General features: G+C 65.1%; 13 protein-coding genes. All 13 read right to left on the reverse strand.

Going from position 1 to position 18,524, the window contains the following annotated elements; genetic code table 11:
* Nucleotides 1-135 precede the first annotated feature (135 nt).
* Nucleotides 136-2,229, reverse strand: a complete 2,094-nt coding sequence (ligA, locus tag GOB93_RS11125) for an NAD-dependent DNA ligase LigA (RefSeq protein WP_173583570.1) — start codon at nt 2,227-2,229, stop codon at nt 136-138.
* Nucleotides 2,226-3,953, reverse strand: coding sequence for a DNA repair protein RecN (gene recN, locus GOB93_RS11130; RefSeq protein ID WP_173583571.1), 1,728 nt, complete (start codon nt 3,951-3,953; stop codon nt 2,226-2,228). The genes ligA and recN overlap by 4 nt, the downstream gene beginning before the upstream one ends.
* A 259-nt stretch (nt 3,954-4,212) precedes the next feature.
* The gene (locus GOB93_RS11135; protein WP_173583616.1) at nt 4,213-5,229 is read right to left on the reverse strand and encodes an outer membrane protein assembly factor BamD; all 1,017 of its coding nucleotides are present in this window, start codon (nt 5,227-5,229) and stop codon (nt 4,213-4,215) included.
* Between the two features lie 248 nt (nt 5,230-5,477).
* Entirely contained in the window at nt 5,478-6,509 is a 1,032-nt protein-coding gene (lpxC, locus tag GOB93_RS11140; protein WP_242010712.1) for a UDP-3-O-acyl-N-acetylglucosamine deacetylase, read from the reverse strand.
* A 439-nt stretch (nt 6,510-6,948) separates the two neighbouring features.
* Nucleotides 6,949-8,502: a cell division protein FtsZ gene (gene ftsZ / locus GOB93_RS11145; protein WP_173583572.1), complete on the reverse strand. Its 1,554-nt coding sequence runs from the start codon at nt 8,500-8,502 to the stop codon at nt 6,949-6,951.
* A gap of 85 nt (nt 8,503-8,587) precedes the next feature.
* The gene (gene ftsA, locus GOB93_RS11150) at nt 8,588-9,949 is read right to left on the reverse strand and encodes a cell division protein FtsA (protein ID WP_173583573.1); all 1,362 of its coding nucleotides are present in this window, start codon (nt 9,947-9,949) and stop codon (nt 8,588-8,590) included.
* Entirely contained in the window at nt 9,946-11,160 is a 1,215-nt protein-coding gene (locus tag GOB93_RS11155; RefSeq protein WP_338422358.1) for a cell division protein FtsQ/DivIB, read from the reverse strand. Before GOB93_RS11155 ends, ftsA begins: the two co-directional genes overlap by 4 nt.
* 40 nt (nt 11,161-11,200) lie before the next feature.
* Complete coding sequence (locus tag GOB93_RS11160) at nt 11,201-12,178, reverse strand: D-alanine--D-alanine ligase (protein ID WP_173583574.1); 978 nt, start codon at nt 12,176-12,178, stop codon at nt 11,201-11,203.
* A complete protein-coding gene (gene murB, locus GOB93_RS11165) occupies nt 12,175-13,107 on the reverse strand; it encodes a UDP-N-acetylmuramate dehydrogenase (RefSeq protein ID WP_173583619.1) in 933 nt (310 codons plus the stop codon). The genes GOB93_RS11160 and murB overlap by 4 nt, the downstream gene beginning before the upstream one ends.
* 92 nt (nt 13,108-13,199) lie before the next feature.
* A complete protein-coding gene (murC, locus tag GOB93_RS11170; RefSeq protein WP_173583575.1) occupies nt 13,200-14,633 on the reverse strand; it encodes a UDP-N-acetylmuramate--L-alanine ligase in 1,434 nt (477 codons plus the stop codon).
* Complete coding sequence (gene murG / locus GOB93_RS11175; protein ID WP_173583620.1) at nt 14,630-15,901, reverse strand: undecaprenyldiphospho-muramoylpentapeptide beta-N-acetylglucosaminyltransferase; 1,272 nt, start codon at nt 15,899-15,901, stop codon at nt 14,630-14,632. The genes murC and murG overlap by 4 nt, the downstream gene beginning before the upstream one ends.
* Nucleotides 15,902-15,909: 8 nt before the next feature.
* Nucleotides 15,910-17,076 (reverse strand): FtsW/RodA/SpoVE family cell cycle protein, encoded by a 1,167-nt coding sequence (locus GOB93_RS11180; protein ID WP_173583576.1) that lies wholly within the window; start codon nt 17,074-17,076, stop codon nt 15,910-15,912.
* Complete coding sequence (gene murD / locus GOB93_RS11185) at nt 17,076-18,521, reverse strand: UDP-N-acetylmuramoyl-L-alanine--D-glutamate ligase (RefSeq protein WP_173583577.1); 1,446 nt, start codon at nt 18,519-18,521, stop codon at nt 17,076-17,078. The genes GOB93_RS11180 and murD overlap by 1 nt, the downstream gene beginning before the upstream one ends.
* Nucleotides 18,522-18,524 lie beyond the last annotated feature (3 nt).

The following is an 18,524-nucleotide window of genomic DNA, read 5'->3' on the forward strand; positions in this document are numbered from 1 at the left end:
CAGGGAAACACCCCGCCTGCAATTCGGATTTTCCGTGAAAAACCTGTCACTTTCCGCCAGTTCCGCCGGCCGGACACCCCGCTGGCGTGTTCAGCCGGCCAGACATCAGCGCGCTGTCCACCCTGTCATCGTCTGTCACACTGCAGGCAGACCCGCCAGTTCCCGCCACCCGGCCTCGTCCAGCGTATCGATCCCCAGTTCCGCAGCCTTTTTCGCCTTCGACCCGGCATCTTCGCCCAGAACAACAAGATCCGTTTTCTTCGAGACGCTGTCAGTCACTTTCGCGCCAAGACGCTCCGCCACCGCCTTCGCCTCAGGCCGCGTCATCGTTGAGAGACTTCCCGTAAAGACAATCACTTTTCCCGAAAGCTTCCCGTCGCCGCCAGCCTGTTCATCCTCAACCGTGATCTGCCCCAGCAGATCGTCCAGCGTCGCGCGGTTATGCGGCTCGGCAAAAAACGCCACGATCTCATCAGCGATCGCCCCGCCAATGCCGGTAATCTCCCCAAGTTCCTGACGCGCCTCGGACCCGATCACCGCCGCCGCCCGCATCTGCGCCGCCCAGTTCGCATACGAACCGTAATGCCGCGCCAGCAGCTTCGCATTGCTCTCACCCACCCGCCGGATGCCCAGCGCGTAAATGAACCGCGAAAACGGAATTATCCTGCGCTCTTCTATCGCTTTTACAAGCTTGCGCGCCGAGGTCTTTCCCCAGCCCTCACGCGTCGCAATCTCCGCCTCATGCTCCGGCAGCCGGAAAATATCTCCCGGCGCCCGCACCAGTCTCGCGTCATGAAATTCGCGAATGCTCCGCTCACCCAGCCCGTCAATGTCAAAAGCCGTGCGTGAGACAAAATGAATCAGACGCTCCACCACCTGCGCCGGGCAGGTGAGGCCACCCTCACACCGCCGCACCGCCTCGCCCTCAGGCCGCTTCGCCATCGCGCCGCAGACCGGACAGTGATCCGGCATCACAAACGGCGCCGCCCGCTCCCGGCCCGGTTCCGGCACCACACCCAGGATCTGCGGAATCACATCGCCGGCCCGCTGCACCTGCACCAGATCGCCGACCCGTACATCCTTGCGCGCAATCTCATCCTCATTGTGCAGCGTCGCCCGTGCCACCAGCACCCCGCCGACATTCACCGGCTCCAGATGCGCCACCGGTGTCAGCGCCCCTGTGCGCCCGACCTGAATCTCGATCGACAGCAACCGCGTGACCGCCTGCTCGGCGGGGAACTTCCACGCCACCGCCCAGCGCGGCGCCCGCCCGGCAAATCCAAGCCGATCCTGCAGCGCAAGATCGTCAATCTTGTAGACTACACCATCAATATCATAATCCAGCGTCGCCCGCTCACGCACCATCCGCTCGAAAAACGGCTCCGCCTCCGCCTTGCCCGCCAGCAGAGTGGACAGCGGATTAACCGTGAACCCCCATGCCTTCAGCCGCTCCAGATACTCCCAGTGCGACGTCGCCACCGGCGCGGAAGACGCCCCCATCGCATAGGCGAACAGCGATAACGGCCGCTTCGCCGTCACCTTCGGATCGAGCTGCCGCAGAGACCCCGCCGCCGCATTGCGCGGATTGGCAAACGGTCTTTCCCCGGCCGCGTTCTGCGTCTCATTGATCGCCAGAAACGCCGCCTTGCCGATAAACACCTCACCCCGGATCTCGATCAGCTCCGGAGCCTCGCCCTTCAGCCGCAACGGCAGATCCCGCAGCGTCTTCAGGTTCGCCGTCACATCCTCGCCAATCGTCCCGTCGCCCCGCGTCGTCCCGCGCACAAAGCGACCCTTTTCATAGGTCAGACTGATCGAAAGCCCGTCGATCTTTGGCTCACCGACAAACTGAAGCGCCGCCGCCTGCTCCTCGCTCAGTCCGAGAAACCTGACGGCCCTGCCGACGAAAACCTCAAACTCCGCGGCATCGAACACGTTGTCGAGCGACAGCATCGGCACCAGATGCCGGTGTTTGCCAAACGCCCCGTCCGGCGCTGCACCCACCTGAACCGAAGGACTGTCCTCGCGGATCAGCGTCGGAAACCGCGTCTCGATTTCCTCGTTCCGCCGCCGCAACGCATCGAACTCCGCGTCCGAAACCTCCGGCGCGTCCTTCTGATGATATGCAACATTCAGCCGCGCGATCAGCGCCGCCAGCCGCGCCAGCTCCGCGCTGGCCTGCTCTTCCGTCAGCGCCTCAACCGGAATCTGTGTCGTTTCCACGCTCATGAGCGGGGTTCCAGCAGGCTCGCCGCCGCCGCCCGCGCCGCATCCGTCACCACATCGCCAGCCAGCATCCGCGCAATCTCCTCACGCCGCGCGTCCGAGGGGAGGGGAGCCGCGCTCGTCTGCGTCTGGCCGCCCCGCACGATCTTGCCGATCCGCAGATGATGATCCGCCGCCGCCGCCACCTGCGGCGAATGCGTCACCGCCAGCACCTGCATGTCCCGCGCCAGACGATGCAGCCGCTCACCGATCGCCGCCGCCGTCGCGCCACCGACCCCGGAATCGATCTCGTCAAACACCAGCGTCCCGATCGCCGAACGTCCCGCCAGCACCAGCCGGATCGCCAGCATCAGCCGTGAAAGTTCGCCACCCGACGCCACTTTCCCCAGCGGCCCCGGAGGCTGTCCCGGATTGGCCGCGAGCAGGAACGTCACCTGCTCCATCCCCGCCGCGCTCCACTGCTCCGCCGGCAGCGAAGTCAGCGCGGAGACAAACCGCGCCCGCTCCAGCTTCAGCGGCTTCAGCTCCGCCATCACCGCCGCTTCCAGCTTCCGGGACGCCTTCGTGCGCGCCTCCGTCAGCGCCGCGCCGGCCTTTTCAAACGCCGCCCGCGCCTCCCGGAGCGCCGCTTCCAGCACTTCGATCCGCGCCGTCCCGGTCTCCAGCGCATCCAGCCGCTCCACAAGCCGCTTCAGCAGATCCGGCAGATCCGTCACCGTCGTCTCGTATTTCCGCGCCGCCGCCCGCAACGCGAACAGCCGCTCCTCCGTCTGCTCCAGAAGCTGCGGATCGGCATCCTGCTCCGCCACCAGACGACTCAGCAGACTCTCCGCATCCGCCAGCGCCGTCTCCGCCACCTCCAGCGCATTCAGCGCCTCATTCGCCAGAATCTGCTGCGGATCGCGCTCATTGCCGCCCGCCGCCGGCTCATGTCCCGGCGCCGGCAACAGTTTGTGCAGCGCCCGCGTCGCCGCCCGCAGCGCCGCCGCCGGACCTTGATTGCGCCGGTCCCGCGGCGTCAGCTCCGCCAGCGACGCCGCCACTGCCTCGCCCCGACGTTCATTCCGCTGCAAAGCCAGCCGCTGCTCCGCCAGAAACAGCTCCTCATCCGGCTGAGGCGCCAGAGACGACAGCTCATCGACACTGTGCCGCAGCCATTCCTCCTCGCGCGCCGCCTCGGCCATCTCCCGCCGCGCCGCCTCCAGCGTCGTCCGCGCCTCCCGCCAGGCGGCGAAACACCGCGTCACCTCACTCCGCAGGGCAGGGCGCACGCCAAATGCATCCAGCAGATCCCGATGCGTGGCCGGGTCCGCCAGCCCCATCTGCTCATGCTGCCCCTGAATCTCCACCAGAGTCGCCGCAATCCGCCGCAGCAGCCCGACTCCCACCGGCTGATCGCTGACCCAGGCCCGCGACCGCCCGTCACCATTCACCACGCGCCGCAGAATCAGCGGCTCGCCCGTCTCATAGGGAATGTCGAGCTCGGCAAGAATCGTATGCACCGGATGATCCGCCGCCACCTCGAAGCTCGCCGTCACCCGTGCTTCATCCGCTCCCGCGCGGATCAGCCCGGCATTGGCCCGCTCACCCAGCGCCAGACCAAGACTGTCCAGCAGGATCGACTTGCCCGCGCCCGTCTCACCGGTCAGCGCCGTCAGCCCGGCATGAAACGCCAGATCCAGCGTTTCGATCAGCACAACATCACGAATGGAGAGAAAACTCAGCATGGCGAAAACCCGTTCCGCCCGGCGACAAAAAAGCACTGCCCCATGCAGCATGCCGCCCGGAGCAGTAAACCCGATGGATCGTTCCGTCGCACCATCCCGTCAACCATCACAGAAACCCGCTCCGGCCAGGGTCAGCCGTGCGCCAGTTCCTTTGCTGTCATTCCGGCCACCACAGACCCATGCCAGATCTGACCACCGCCACATCCGACATCCGCCAGACGGACCGTTATGACAACAGGCCAGACTCAGCATCCGGTCCTCAGCGCGGGCGTCCGTTCGTCCCCTGCGCTGTGCCCTGATGCGCGACATTGCTGGTCAGAGTGGACCCGTCATTCTGCTGCGGGAGAGACTGTGCGTTCACAGGCTGTACCGGAGCCGCCGAAAGGGATGGCGGTGCATCGGCCCGGCCAACGCCACGCGCCGCGGACTGCGCAGGAGACAGCGTTTCTTCCTGGGATGGTGCGCCCGCTGGACCCTTCGTCGTGCCCGGCACCGGCGTGCCCGCCTGGAGCAGATGATAATATTTCAGATCGTTATAGGCATAACGATACCACTTGCTGCCCGGATAGTTATACGCAAGCACCGTTCCCGTCCGCCGCGCTTCTTCCGTCAGACCAAGATCGAGATACACCTCGACCAGCCGCTCAAGCGCCTCAGCCACATGGTTGGTGGTCTGGAAATCCTGCACCACGCGCTGATAGCGCCCGATCGCCCCCTGATAAGAACGCTGCTGCTGATAATACCGCCCGACCAGCATCTCCTTGCCCGCCAGATGGTCGCGGCAGAGATCGATCTTGAGCTGGGCGTCACGGGCATATTTCGACTGCGGGAAACGCGCGATCACGTCCTGAAGGCGTGACATCGCCTCCGACGTCATCTGCTGATCGCGCCGGACATCCCCGATCTGCTCATAGTAGCACAGCGCAAGAAGATAGAACGCATAAGGCGCGTCGCCGCTGGTCGGATGCAGCTCGATAAAGCGCTCGAGCTGCTGCGCCGACTCAGGATATTTGCTCTGCAGATAATACGCATAGCCCTCCATGAGCTGCGCGCTGGCCGTGTAGCCCGAATACGGATAGTTCTGCTGAAGCGTCTCGAACTCCGCCGCCGCCAGCGTGTAACGCCGGCTCCGCAGCGCGTCGATTCCGTTGTTATAGAACGCGTCAGCAGAGGCCAGCTGCGGCACCTGCGGCTTCTCTTTGTCGCCGAACAGAGAACAGCCGGACAGAAACATAAGCGTGGCGCAGGCGGCAGTCGAAGCCAGTCTCGACGACATGCTGGACGAAATGCGCGAGATTGGCTGCGGCACGTATCAACTCACTGTTCAGACATGGTAATAAAGGTTCCGCCTTATAGCACGGATTGCCGCGCCGGAAAGGCGCACATAATCTGTTTTGGTAATCTGTTCCGGCACGCGGATACGGCCCATGAAAAGCTGTCACCCATGCCCGAAGGCAAACACCCCTCCGGCAGCCGTTTTCAGCGGATAAACCCGTAAACCCGCGACACAGACCAGCGACGGTGTCAGGCCGCCACCCGGCGCGGCTGAAGCGATCCCGAAGCGCGCTTCTGCGCCCAGCGCCAGGCGGACCGGTCGGCAAAGAGCGTTCGCAAAAGCTGATTGTTCAGATGATGCCCGGATTTATGACCGATAAATCTGCCCCGCAGACGTGCTCCGGCCAGGTACAGATCCCCAACCGCATCCAGAAGCTTGTGGCGCACAAACTCATCGCGCGCCCGCAGACCCGTCGGATTCAGCACATTCACACCATCCACGACAATCGCGTTATCAAGCGATCCGCCCAGCGCCAGCCCCGCGCGATGCAGAGCGTCAATCTCGCCCCGCTCGGTAAAGGTGCGCGAGAACGCCAGATCATGGCGAAACGCGCTTTCATCGAGATCAAGGGAGAGCTTCTGCCGCCCGATCGCGGCCGCCGGGAAATCGATGGTCATCTCCAGAGACAACCCGGAACGGGCGTGCGGCCGCAGCACCGCGAACGCATCGCCATTCGCAACCCGCACCGTCTTCAGAATCTCGATCTCGCGACGCGGCTCATCGCTCTCCGTCGTTCCGGCACAATCGAGCAGAAACAGGAAATCGGCCGAGGAACCGTCAAGCACCGGCAGCTCCGGCCCGTCCACCAGAATCAGCGCATTATCAATGCCGCGACCATGCAGTGCGGACATCATGTGCTCGATCGTCGCAACCCGGTTGCCGCTCTGAGGCGATTCGCCAATCACCGTGCTCAGCCGCGTCTCTACAACACTGTCGTAGCGCGCCGGAAGCGGGGAGGCGGCAATGTCCGTCCGCTGAAAGACAATCCCGGTATCCGCAGGCGCCGGCCGGATGGAGAGCCTGATCGCCGCGCCGGTATGCAGACCGATCCCGACACAGGAAATGGAAGACCTCAGCGTCCTCTGCCCGGCCACGGCCGGCTCGGCGGTCCGGGAAGAAAACGCTTCTGTCGCAAGAGTTCTGAAGGAGCTGGCAGTCGACAGAAACGCCTCCTCTGTCGTGTCTGCAGTCATCACCGGATCGAGACTGAGGCTTTCCATTTTTCTTTCTCTTAAATCCTGCAGTGTGTCGACCATGCTGGCTTAAAACTTGTTCATTATTCTTAATACCACCGGTCAGGTCCGGTTCCAGTCAATGTTTATTGCGTCTTGTTTCGCCTGGGACCGATGTTACTTTTCCTGAAAATGTGGCGGTTTAACGGGAGAACACACCATAAGTTCGTTGGGATACTTCACAAACCGTGAAAAACCGGAACATTCCGATACGGAGGGTCACGCCGGATAACAGAAAGCCGGAACAGAACCTGCTCCGGCTTTAAGATAACCGACCCGAATTATCATTACGGCTCGAATCGAAACAGCATTTTCACGCTGGTCATGTCAGGCCGGTAATCCCCAGGCCAGTAATTCCCTGACCAGCAACTTCCGGCCGAAACGCCGGCACCGGATACTCTCACACGACCACCATCAGACCAGCGTCTCAGGAAGGACGGCGCATGAACGCCGGAATATCCAGACCGCCATCGTCCGCCTGAGCCGGACGCACCGTCGGAGCCTCCTGCGGACGCGGCGCGGGAGTGACCTGCGGCGCCGGGTTCGGCCGGGCCGTAGGCTGCTCCTGACGCGGCTCGGACGGACGACGCAGAACGCCGGTCATCATCCCGAACAGACTGCGCGGCTGCTGCGGCGCCGGCTCGGGCGGGCGCTGGGCCGCCGGACGCGTCGCATCCGTGAACAGACCGGCGCGAGGCGAGGCGTTCCGCGCCGGACCGCCCTGAGCCGGTGCCGGAGCCGCCGGCGCATGCGGGTCCATGTTGAAATTCGGCGTCTGACGAACCGGCTGCTGCGGCGCGCCAAAGCCCGTTACAGTCTCACCGGCCGAAGGATGGCGCCCCGGCTGCGCACCACCATGCTGCCCGCCAAAGACAGGCGCGCCATGATGCGGAGCCGGCTGACCTGCCGTATGATGCTGCTCGGCACCCGGCTGCATCCCGTAACCGCCATCCGTGCCCGTCGCCTGCATCGGCTCGACATTGTCGACCGCCAGATGCGGACGCGCCGACGGAATGTCGATGCCCGTCGCCACGACCGACACCCGGATCTTGCCGTTCAGATCCGGATCGACCGCCGAACCGAAAATAATGTTCGCATCCTCGGCCACTTCCTCGCGGATACGGTTCGCCGCCTGATCCACCTCAAACAGCGTCATGTCGTCGCCGCCCGTAATGTTGATCAGCAGACCGCGCGCCCCGCCCATGGAGGTGTCTTCCAGCAGCGGGTTGGAAATCGCCGCCTCAGCCGCCAGCCGCGCGCGATCCTCGCCCTCAGCCTCGCCCGTGCCCATCATCGCCTTGCCCATCTCGGCCATGACAGTGCGGATATCAGCGAAATCGAGATTGACCAGACCCGGCGCCATCATCAGATCGGTCACGCCGCGCACGCCCATGTAAAGGACGTTATCAGCCATCCGGAACGCATCCTTATAGGTGGTGCGCTCATTGGCCATCCGGAAAAGGTTCTGATTGGGAATAACGATCAGCGTATCGACATACTGCTGAAGTTCGGCAATGCCCTCTTCAGCCGCCCGCGCCCGGCGCGGTCCCTCGAAGCTGAAAGGCTTCGTCACAACACCAACCGTCAGAATGCCCCGCTCACGCGCCATCCGCGCGACGATCGGCGCCGCGCCCGTCCCGGTGCCGCCGCCCATGCCCGCCGTCACGAATACCATGTGCGCGCCATCCAGATGCCGCGCCAGCTCATCGCCCGCTTCCTCTGCCGCAGCCCGGCCGATCTCCGGCTTCGCCCCCGCGCCAAGCCCCTGCGTCAGATGCGGACCAAGCTGAATGCGCCGGTCTGCCCGGCTGTGCATCAGCTGCTGCGCATCCGTATTGGCAACAACGAACTCAACACCTTTCAGGTCCGCCTGGATCATGTTGTCGACGGCATTCGTGCCGCCGCCACCAACCCCGATCACCGTGATCTTCGGGGTGAAATCAGCATGAGTCTGTGGCGGGACTGTCAGGTTGAGGGTCATGTACGCTTTCCTGGATTGGGTCTGAGGATGGCGGTCCTCACGGATACACTCCGTGAATCAAAATTATCAAGATTTCACTATCATATTAGACACGGGCACGAATGAAAGAGACTAATTTATTCAAAATGCCCGTTGGAGGCTCTTCAGCAAACTCAATATCGCCAAAAGGACGTTCCGCAGACGCCGCCCAGGTCAGAAGACCTACCGTCGTCGCGAAACCCGCTGCCGCGCACTGTTCCGGCAGCCCGATCACGCCGGCCGGACGCCCCAGCCGCACAGGCCGGCCGAGCACCCGCGCCGCAACCGAACCCACTCCGTCCAGCATCGACGCGCCACCCGTGAGAATGACCCGTCCGCCAGCCAGACGGCCCAGCCCGGCACCGTCAAGACGATCCCTGACCAGTTCGAATGTTTCCTCAATTCGTGGCCTGATTATGTCACCAAGCATCGCCCGCGGTATCGCCTCGAAACTCGGCGTGCCGCTGCCAGCCCGCTCGATCCGTATGGTCACGCCGTCATCCGTGTCAGCGGACAGATCCGCATGACCATGCATCGTCTTCAGGCGTTCGGCATTATCCGTAGACGTCCCCAGACCACGCGCAATATCCCGCGTAACATGCTCGCCGCCAATATTGATCTGCGCCGTATGCAGAAGCTGACCATCAGCAAACACCGCAAGCGACGTCGTGCCGCCGCCCATATCCACCACCGTCGTGCCGACCAGACGCTGATCCGCGTCCGTCACCGCCAGACCGGAAGCCAGCGGCGCCGAAACCAGCCCGTCCAGCCGCAGCTCCGCCCGCCCGAGCAGCGAGTCCAGCGTCCGCAGCGCCGTCGCCGACGCATCGATCACATGCAGCCGCGCCCGCAGCTGATCGCAAAGATGCCCGCGCGGATCAGTGACGCCATCCGTCTCATCAACCGCGAAATCCAGCGGCAGCGTGTGAATCACCGCCCGCCCCTCGGACTGCGCCTTCATACGCCCTTCCGTCACGATCCGGCGGATATCCGCCTCCGTGATCTCGCGCCCGCCAATCGGCCAGTGAACATTGAACAGACGGCTCTCCGGCTGCCCGCAGGACAGATTGACAATGACCTTGTCGAGAGACCGCTCCGCCTCGCGCTCCGCATGCCCGACCACATGCCGGATAATCGCCTCCGCCGCCTTCAGATCGACAATGGCGCCACTCTTCACACCGCTCGACCGCAGCCAGCCATGCCCGAGCACACGCAGCATCCCGTTCGGCTCACCTTTGCCGATCAGACAGGTGATCTTCGTCGAACCGATGTCCAGAACACCAACAATCCCGTTCCGCCACGCGCGCGGTTCCGGCCTGGTCTCCGGCGGCTCGATCAGACCGCGCCCCGTGACACGCCCCCGCCCGGCTGCAGAAACAACCGTCGGCGAAAGCGACGAAGGAGAACCCGTAATCACCAGATCTTTCATGCCGGCATAACTCCTTCTTTCATCTGCGCACCCCCGTCCTGCTCCCGCGGCGTCCCGGACCGTGGCCGCTCCCGCACCGCATTTCCACCACCCTCATTACCAGAGCCCTGATTACCGAAACCCTGATTGCCGGAGCTCTGACCGCCTGAATCCTGCCCGCCTGAATCGCGACTGTCTGAATCCCGGCCGCCAGCTCCCCGGCCAGCCCCACGCCCGGATCCCCGCTCAGCCCCCTGAGCAGATCCGGGATCATCCCGACGCGGCACCACACGCGTCCCGTCCGTCGCGGCGCCCGCACCCTCCGGCACCACGGCAACGCCCGATCCGGCATCCTGCTTCTGATCATTCGCTGTTTCAGCATCGGATGTCACCGGACGCTCGCGAATGGTCATGCGGTCCGGAAGCCGCAGATCAATGATCTCCACCGGCCGGTCCAGCAGCCCGAACCGCTTCTGCAGCGAAGCCAGACGGTTCAGCGCCGCAACCTCCGCCGCCTCCGGCAGATACACAATCGTCCCGTCCTTCAGCGTGATCGTCCAGCGCCGTCCGCCAACCAGTGTGGCCGCCGTCATCCGCGAACTGACATCCGGAACTTTCGCCACCGCATCCAGAAGATCCGCCGCCGCATGATCCGCGCCCTCACCAACCACCAGTGGCAGCTGCATGAAAGCCCGCGCATCCTTGCCCGTCATCCCCTTGTCGGGAACCGGGTTGCCGCCACGATCGATCAGAACGAAATGGCCATTATGCTGCCACACGGCGAAAGGCGGACGCTCCGCCAGACGCACGACAAGCAGACCGGAAAGATGCCGCTCAACACTCGCATGATCGACAAACGGCAGATCATCCAGCCGCTTCCGTGCCGCCGCCACATCAAACTCCAGCATCGGGTCACCAACGGAAATCCCCAGCGCCGTCCTGATCGAATCAAGACTCGTAAGGTTCTGCCCCTCGATCCGGATCGCCGTCACCTTCAGCGGAATTTCCGACTCAATCTTCTGCCGCAACGGCGCCAGGATCGTCTGCGCCCCATGCAGCTTCAGAAAAATCCAGCCACCACCGGCAAAAACAGCCACCCCCCCCAGAAGCCGCAGCATATGCTTGTGCCGGCGCACAAACAGCATGAACCGGGACGGCCTGTCCGCCCGGCTCGTCTGCCGGAAGCGCGTGCGTCCGGGCGGCTCGTCACGAGGGGAGGGGGCTCTGCTCACCAGAGCACTCTCACCCGCAGCACTCTCTGTGGCGGCACTTTCATCGGCGCGCCGTCTCCGCCCGGTTCAGCGCATCCCGCACCAGCCAGTCACAAAGCTCCTCATACGACACACCGCAATACGCCGCCTGCTCCGGCAGCAGCGAAGTCGGTGTCATCCCCGGCTGCGTATTGACCTCCAGCAGCACCAGCCGCCCCGGCCCGTCGCCGCACATCGTATCGTCATAACGGAAATCCGACCGCGACGCCCCGGAACATCCAAGAGCCGCATGCGCCGCGACCGCGATTTCGCAGGCCCGTTCGAACGCCTCCGGATGAATCGCCGCCGGCAACGCATGTCGACTGCCGCCATCGCCATATTTCGCGTCATAGTCATAGAAATCGTGACCACTGGCCGCATCCGGTGTGATGTCCGTCACCGTCAGCGCATGCGGCCCCGCCGCGTCGCCATCGAGCACACCCACCGTAATCTCACGCCCCGGAATGAACTCCTCCACCAGCGCCGCCGGCCCGAACCGCCACGTCTCGACAATCCGCCCCCGCTGGTTCGATCCGTCCCGCACGATAGACACTCCCACTGACGAACCCTCATCCAGCGGCTTCACCACATACGGAACAGGAAGCGGATTGCCCGCCGCCAGCTCACCGATCGCAATCGTTCGCCCTTCGGCAACCGGCAGCCCCGCCGCCAGAAACACTGCCCGCGAAGCCGCCTTGTCCATCGCCGTCGCCGAGGCCCGGATGCCGGAATGCGTGTAGGGCAGACCAAGCCATTCCAGCACGCCCTGAACCGCGCCATCCTCACCGAAGCGCCCATGCAGCGCGTTGAACACCACCTCCGGCTTCTGCTCCGCCAGCCCCGCGACCAGCGCCGACAAATCACGCGTCACATCCAGCCCCTGAGCCTCATGCCCCGCCGCCCGCAGCGCCTCGACCACACCCGCGCCGGAGGACAGACTCACCTCCCGCTCCGCCGAAGCGCCGCCCATCAGAACCGTCACCCGTCGCGAAATGCTCATGCCACCGGCTCCTCAGCCCCGTTTCCCGTCACATCAGCCACAGGCAGCCCGATGCGCTTGATCTCCCAGTGCAGCGTCACGCCGGACGTCTCCAGAACCCGCCGCCGCACCGTCTCGCCCAGCGTTTCCAGATCCGCCGCCGTCGCTGTGCCAGTGTTGATCAGAAAGTTGCAGTGCTTCTCGCTCACCTGCGCTCCGCCGACCGTCAGCCCGCGACATCCCGCCGCATCCACAAGCTGCCACGCCTTCAGCGGCGTCACCTCCGGATCGGGATTGCGAAACGTCGACCCCCCCGTCCGCGCCCGGACCGGCTGCGAGCCCTCCCGCGCCGCCCGGATGCCCGCGATACGCTGCGCCACTTCCGCCGGATTGGCAGGCACCGCCCGTAGCCGCGCCCGCACCACAACCGCCCCGTCCGGCAGCGCCGACCGCCGGTAGCCAAACCGCAGCGAGGACGCCGGCAGACGGATCAGCGATCCGTCGCGGGACACAATCTCCGCCCAGTCCAGAACCGCCGCCATGTCGGAGCCATACGCCCCGGCGTTCATCCGCACCGCGCCACCAATGGAGCCGGGAATCCCCGCCAGAAACTCGAGCCCGCCAAGTCCCGCCGCCGCCGCCGTCTCCGCCACGGTCGCATCCAGCGCCGCGCCGCCGACAACGACGCCGTTCTCCTCCGTCTCAATCTTCGCGAACGCACCGCCCAGCCGGATCACCAGCCCCGGCACGCCGCCATCGCGAATGATCACATTCGAACACGCGCCCAGAACCATCACCGGCAGCTCAGGTGAAAAACGTCCCAGCGCCCCGGCCAGATCCTCTGCGTCCGCCGGCTGAAACAGACATTCCGCCGGGCCGCCAACCCGGAACCAGGTCCGCGGCCCCAGCGGCTGATTCACCGAAACCCGCCCACGCACATCGCCCAGCATCGCGGCGAGCCCGTGCCCCGGCGAGCCTGCATCGGAGACCACAGACGCCGTCTCCTCTACGCTCACACCTTTCGCTCCGGCCCGCCGTGCGCTCATGCCGCGCAGCCAGCCTTCTGGCCGGACTGCAGCGCAATCAGCTCACCCGGCAGCGCCTGCGCCCAGTTCGTAATCGTGCCCGCGCCCAGACACACCACATAGTCGCCCGGTTTCGCCATGGCATTGATCATCTCCGGCAGATGCGCCGGGTCCGTCAGCGGCACCACCGAACGGTGCCCGCGCTCACGCAGCCCGTCCACCAGCCAGTCACGGTCCACACCCTCGATCGGCTGCTCGCCCGCCGCATACACATCGGCCACGATCACGGAATCCGCGTCGTTCATGCAGGTGCAGAAATCATTAAACAGCGTCTGAAGCCGTGAGTAACGATGCGGCTGTACCACCGCGATCACCTTCCGCGCCCCGGCCTGCCGCGCCGCCTTCAGCACCGCCGCGATCTCCACCGGATGATGCCCGTAATCGTCGATTACCGTCACGCCGCCCGCTTCGCCTGTCCGGGTAAAGCGCCGTTTGACCCCTTTGAACGCTGCGAGACCGGACCGGATCGTCGCATCGTCAATGTCCATCTCGGTCGCAACGGCAATCGCCGCCAGCGCGTTCTGAACGTTGTGATTGCCCAGCATCGGCAGCCGGAACGGCCCCGCCCGGCGCGTCCGCCGCCGCGTCCGGTCCGTGATCTGCACCTCGAACGTCGCGCCCAGCTTGTCCGTGATCACTTTCTCCGCCCGGATATCCGCCTGCGGCGAGAACCCGTAAGTCACGATCCGGTGGTCCGAAAGACGCGGAATCATCTGCTGCACGGCCGGATGATCGATGCACAGCACTGCAAAACCATAGAACGGAACATTGGAGACGAACTGGTCATACGCCGCCTCCATCGCCTCCTGCGAACCCCAGTGATCCAGATGCTCCGGGTCCATGTTGGTCACGACCGAAATCACCGACGGCAGCCGCAGGAACGACCCGTCGCTCTCATCGGCCTCAACCACCATCCACTCGCCCTTGCCCATGCGCGTGTTGGTGCCATACGCCTCAATGATCCCGCCATTGATCACCGTCGGGTCCAGCTTGCCGGCTTCCAGAACCGCCGCGATCAGGCTCGTCGTCGTCGTCTTGCCATGCGTGCCGCCCACCGCGACCGACCAGCGCAGACGCATCAGCTCCGCCAGCATCTCCGCCCGCCGCACAACCGGGATCAGACGGCTCCGCGCCGCCACCACTTCCGGATTGTCCCGGCTCACCGCCGTGGAAATCACAACAACCTGCGCCGCGCCCAGGTTTTCCGCGTCGTGCCCGATCGTCACATGAACGCCCGCCGCCCGCAGACGCCGCACATTCGCATTCTCGGACAGGTCGGACCCCTGCACCGTGTAACCAAGCAGATGCAGCACCTCGGCAATACCCGACATGCCGATGCCGCCGATGCCGACGAAATGAATGGTGCCGATGGTCAGCGGCAGGGCTCTCATGGACGGGCCTCCTCGGGCGTAGATGAATCAATGAAGGGAAAAGATGAAGATGATGTGGCCGGACGGTCCTCTCCCGGACCGGTTCCGGAACCATTCCCGGCGCCGGAAGGTGCGCCGGAATAAGCCCCGGACGCCGCGCCGCGCAAGCCGCCACCCGGCAGATTCGCCTCGACAAGATCGGCCAGACGCTCCGCCGCATCCGGACGCGCCAGCTCCGCCGCCGCATCCGCCGCCGCCGTCAGCACGCCGGTATCGGTGAGCATCATGGCCAGCAGCGCCGACAGCGCATCCGGTGTGAACGTGTCCTGACGCATCAGCCACGCCGCCCCGACGCCTTCCAGCGCCCGCGCGTTCGCCGTCTGCTCATCGCTCGCCGCCACCGGCAGCGGCACCAGAACCGATGGCCGCCCCGCGACCTCCAGCTCCGCCACCGAAGACCCGCCGGCCCGCCCGATCACCAGATGCGCCTCCCGCATCAGCGACGCCACATCGGAGAAGAACGGCTCCAGCCGCGACGCGATGCCATACGCCGCATACGCCGTGCGCACCCGCTCCAGATCCTCGGCCCGGACCTGCTGCGTCACCGTCACGCGCTCGCGGATCTCCAGCGGCAGCAGCGACAGCGCCTCAGGAACCACGTCCGAAAACACCCGCGCGCCCAGAGATCCGCCCCAGACCAGCAGCCGGATCAGTCCATCCGGCGGCTCCCCGGGCGGCTCATAGCCCTCACCCGCCATCGCCGCGATCGCCGGCCGCACCGGCATCCCCGTCAGCCGCACCCGCGCCCCGGCAGGCAGCCCCGCGACCGTCGCGAAAGACGTGCCGATCCCGTCCGCGAACCGCGCCAGAAACGCATTCGCCTTGCCCAGAACCGCATTGCCCTCATGCAGCACGATTGCCGGTCGTACCGAGGCCGGCAGCAGCCGCGCGCCAAGCAGGGGAGGGACCGACGGATAGCCGCCAAATCCCACCACCGCCGAAGGCCGGATCTTCGCCATGATCGTCCGAGCCTGCCGTGCCCCGCGCAGCAGCGCCAGACCACCCTTCAGCGCCCGCACCGGCCCGCGTCCGGCCACGCCCGCACCCGGCAGCACGAACTGATCCGCCGTCGCGAACACACCGCTCGTCCGTCTGCCGGCCCGCGCATCCGTCATCAGCGCCACACGATACCCGCGCGCCACCAGAGCATCCGCCAGCGCCTCGGCCGGAAAGAAATGCCCGCCCGTCCCCCCGGCGGCGATCACAACCGGCCCGTCCGCTTTCGTCATCACGTCGCTCACGCCGCCGCCTTCCATGTGCCAACAGGCTGCGGCAGAGACCGGCTCAGCCGGCTCTGCCCGATCCGCTGCCGCGTCAGCGCCAGAACCATCCCGATCGTCAGCGCCACCGACATCGCCGATGAACCGCCATAGGAAATAAACGGCAGCGTCATGCCCTTCGTTGGAATCAGATGCAGCGTGGACGCCATGTTCACAAACGCCTGCAGCCCGAAGCCCGTCACCAGACCCGACGTCGCCAGAATGAGAAACGGATCGTCCTCACGCAGCAGCCGCAGCAATGCCCGCACCACGATCGTCGCGAACACGGCTATAATGAACATGCAGATCAGCATGCCATATTCCTCGCCCGCCACCGCGAAAACAAAGTCCGCATGAGCGTCCGGCAGCAGGTCCTTCACGCGCCCCTCGCCAGGACCACGCCCCATCAGCCCGCCATTGCCGAACGCCCGCAACGCCGTGTCGATCTGGTAATGGTCTCCCACATTCGGATGCAGAAACCGCTCGACGCGCGAATGCACATGCGGAAACAGAAAATAGGCTGAAATTCCCGCCGCCACCATCAGTCCCACACAGCCCGCGACAAGGATCAGATTCAGCCCGTCCACGAAAAGCTGCGCCATGAACACCGTCGTCACGACCGTCAGCATCCCGATATCCGGCTGCGATTTCAGAAGCACCAGAATGACCGCGAAACAGCCGCAGGCCAGCAGCATCCCCGGAAAATACTTCCGCACCCGCCGCTCGGACAGCAGCCACGCCGTCAGCACCGCGAAACACGGCTTGAGAAACTCGGAGGGCTGCACGGACATCATCGGCAGCGCGATCCAGCGCCGCGCTCCCTTGATCTCCACCCCATGCACCAGCGTCAGCGCCGTCGCCGCAATCGCCACCGCGCTGCCGATAAAACCGAGCCGCACAATCCCTTTGCGCGTCAGCATCGACACGCCGACCACAATCCCGCCAGCCAGCGCCAGGAACACCACCTGCTTGAAAATGAACATGTTGCGCGACGCGCCGATACGCACCGCAACGGACGGACTGGCCGCCAGCATCAGGATATAGCCAAACCCGATCAGGATTCCGACACAGGCCAGAGTCACATGGTCAACGCTGCGCCACCAGCGCCCCAGACCTGAATTGTCGATCCGTGAAAATCTGGTCATTATCCCGCCCGCTCCGATCCGCCCGTCTTATCCTGTGTCCTGTCCTGCGCCGCGTCACTCAGAAGTTCGCCTGCCAATGCGGCAAAACGCAGGCCACGCGCCTCAAATCCTGGAAACTGGTCAAAACTCGCGCAGGCCGGCGACAGCAGAACCACCTCCGCTCCCTGCGCCCGCGCCGCCCGGTACGCCTCCGGCACCGCATGCTCCAGATCGCCCGCGATCCGGTACGCAACCCCATGCGCCGCCAGCGTCTCCGCCAGCAGGGGCGCATCCCGCCCGATCAGAAACGCTTCCGTAATCCGCGGAAAATACGGCACGAGATCCGCAATCCCGCCCGCTTTCGCCATCCCGCCCGCAATCCATACGATCCGGTCGTAACACCCCAGCGCGCGGGAGGCCGCGTCTGCATTCGTCGCCTTGCTGTCATCGACAAACGCCACGCCATCCAGCGTCGCCACCAGCTTCTGCCGGTGCGCCAGACCGCCAAACGACCCGATCCCTTCCGCCAGCACATCCCGCGCCACGCCCAGCTTCAGCGCCATCGCCAGCGCCGCGCAGGCATTCTCCGCATTATGCGCCCCCGGCAGCGACGCCCTAGGCCGCGCCACAACGCCCGCCCGGTCCACAACCGCTTCGTTCTCCGGGTGAAAATCCGCCGTTTCGTCCACGCCGGAAACCGTCACCACCGGCACACCGCGCGCCGCAACCAGCACCGCAATCTCCCGGCACCAGGAATCCCCGTTACCGATGACCGCCAGATCACCCGGCTCCATCCGGTCGAAAATCCGCGTCTTAGCAGCCGCATAGCCCGCCATGTCGCCATGCCGGTCCAGATGATCCGGCGTCAGATTGAGCAGGCACGCCACATCGAAATGCAGCGCGTCCAGCCGCTCCAGCATGTAGGACGACATCTCCAGTACATACACGCCATCATCCGGCAGCAGCGGCAGCGACAGCGAAGCCGGCCCCAGATTGCCCCCCTCCGCCACCGGCACCCCGCCGCAGCGCAGCAGATGCGCCAGCAGCGCCGTCGTCGTGGACTTGCCGTTCGTGCCGGTAATCCCCGCGAACCGTGCCTTCGATCCCGCTTTCCGCACCGCCTGAAACAGCAGATCGGCATCCGACAGAACCGGCACACCGGCCTCCCGCGCCATCGCCGCCACCGGATGCGCTTTCGGCAGCACATGCGGAATGCCCGGCGACATCACCAGCGCATCCACACCCGCCAGACTCTCCACCGGCGCCACTGTCAGCGACCCGGAAACAGAACCGGTAACAGAACCAGCCTCCCGCAGCAGCGTCTCCCGCGCCGCCTCGCCATCATCCCATGCCTGAACATCCGCGCCCATCGCCGCCAGCGCCTTCGCGGCCGGCGTGCCGTTCCGACCCAGGCCGAGCACCACAAAGCGGCGTCCGGCAAAAAGATCAGGCGCGAATGTCAGCATGAG

The sequence above is a fragment of the Acetobacter musti genome, assembly GCF_011516835.1.
Lineage (GTDB): Bacteria > Pseudomonadota > Alphaproteobacteria > Acetobacterales > Acetobacteraceae > Acetobacter > Acetobacter musti.

Coding starts and splice junctions, on each gene's coding strand:
- ligA (WP_173583570.1), bottom strand. CDS start 2,229: ATGAGCGTGGAAACGACACAGATTCCGGTTGAGGCGCTGACGGAAGAG.
- recN (WP_173583571.1), bottom strand. CDS start 3,953: ATGCTGAGTTTTCTCTCCATTCGTGATGTTGTGCTGATCGAAACGCTG.
- GOB93_RS11135 (WP_173583616.1), bottom strand. CDS start 5,229: ATGTCGTCGAGACTGGCTTCGACTGCCGCCTGCGCCACGCTTATGTTT.
- lpxC (WP_242010712.1), bottom strand. CDS start 6,509: ATGGAAAGCCTCAGTCTCGATCCGGTGATGACTGCAGACACGACAGAG.
- ftsZ (WP_173583572.1), bottom strand. CDS start 8,502: ATGACCCTCAACCTGACAGTCCCGCCACAGACTCATGCTGATTTCACC.
- ftsA (WP_173583573.1), bottom strand. CDS start 9,949: ATGAAAGATCTGGTGATTACGGGTTCTCCTTCGTCGCTTTCGCCGACG.
- GOB93_RS11160 (WP_173583574.1), bottom strand. CDS start 12,178: ATGAGCATTTCGCGACGGGTGACGGTTCTGATGGGCGGCGCTTCGGCG.
- murB (WP_173583619.1), bottom strand. CDS start 13,107: ATGCTGGGCGATGTGCGTGGGCGGGTTTCGGTGAATCAGCCGCTGGGG.
- murC (WP_173583575.1), bottom strand. CDS start 14,633: ATGAGAGCCCTGCCGCTGACCATCGGCACCATTCATTTCGTCGGCATC.
- murG (WP_173583620.1), bottom strand. CDS start 15,901: ATGACGAAAGCGGACGGGCCGGTTGTGATCGCCGCCGGGGGGACGGGC.
- GOB93_RS11180 (WP_173583576.1), bottom strand. CDS start 17,076: ATGACCAGATTTTCACGGATCGACAATTCAGGTCTGGGGCGCTGGTGG.
- murD (WP_173583577.1), bottom strand. CDS start 18,521: ATGCTGACATTCGCGCCTGATCTTTTTGCCGGACGCCGCTTTGTGGTG.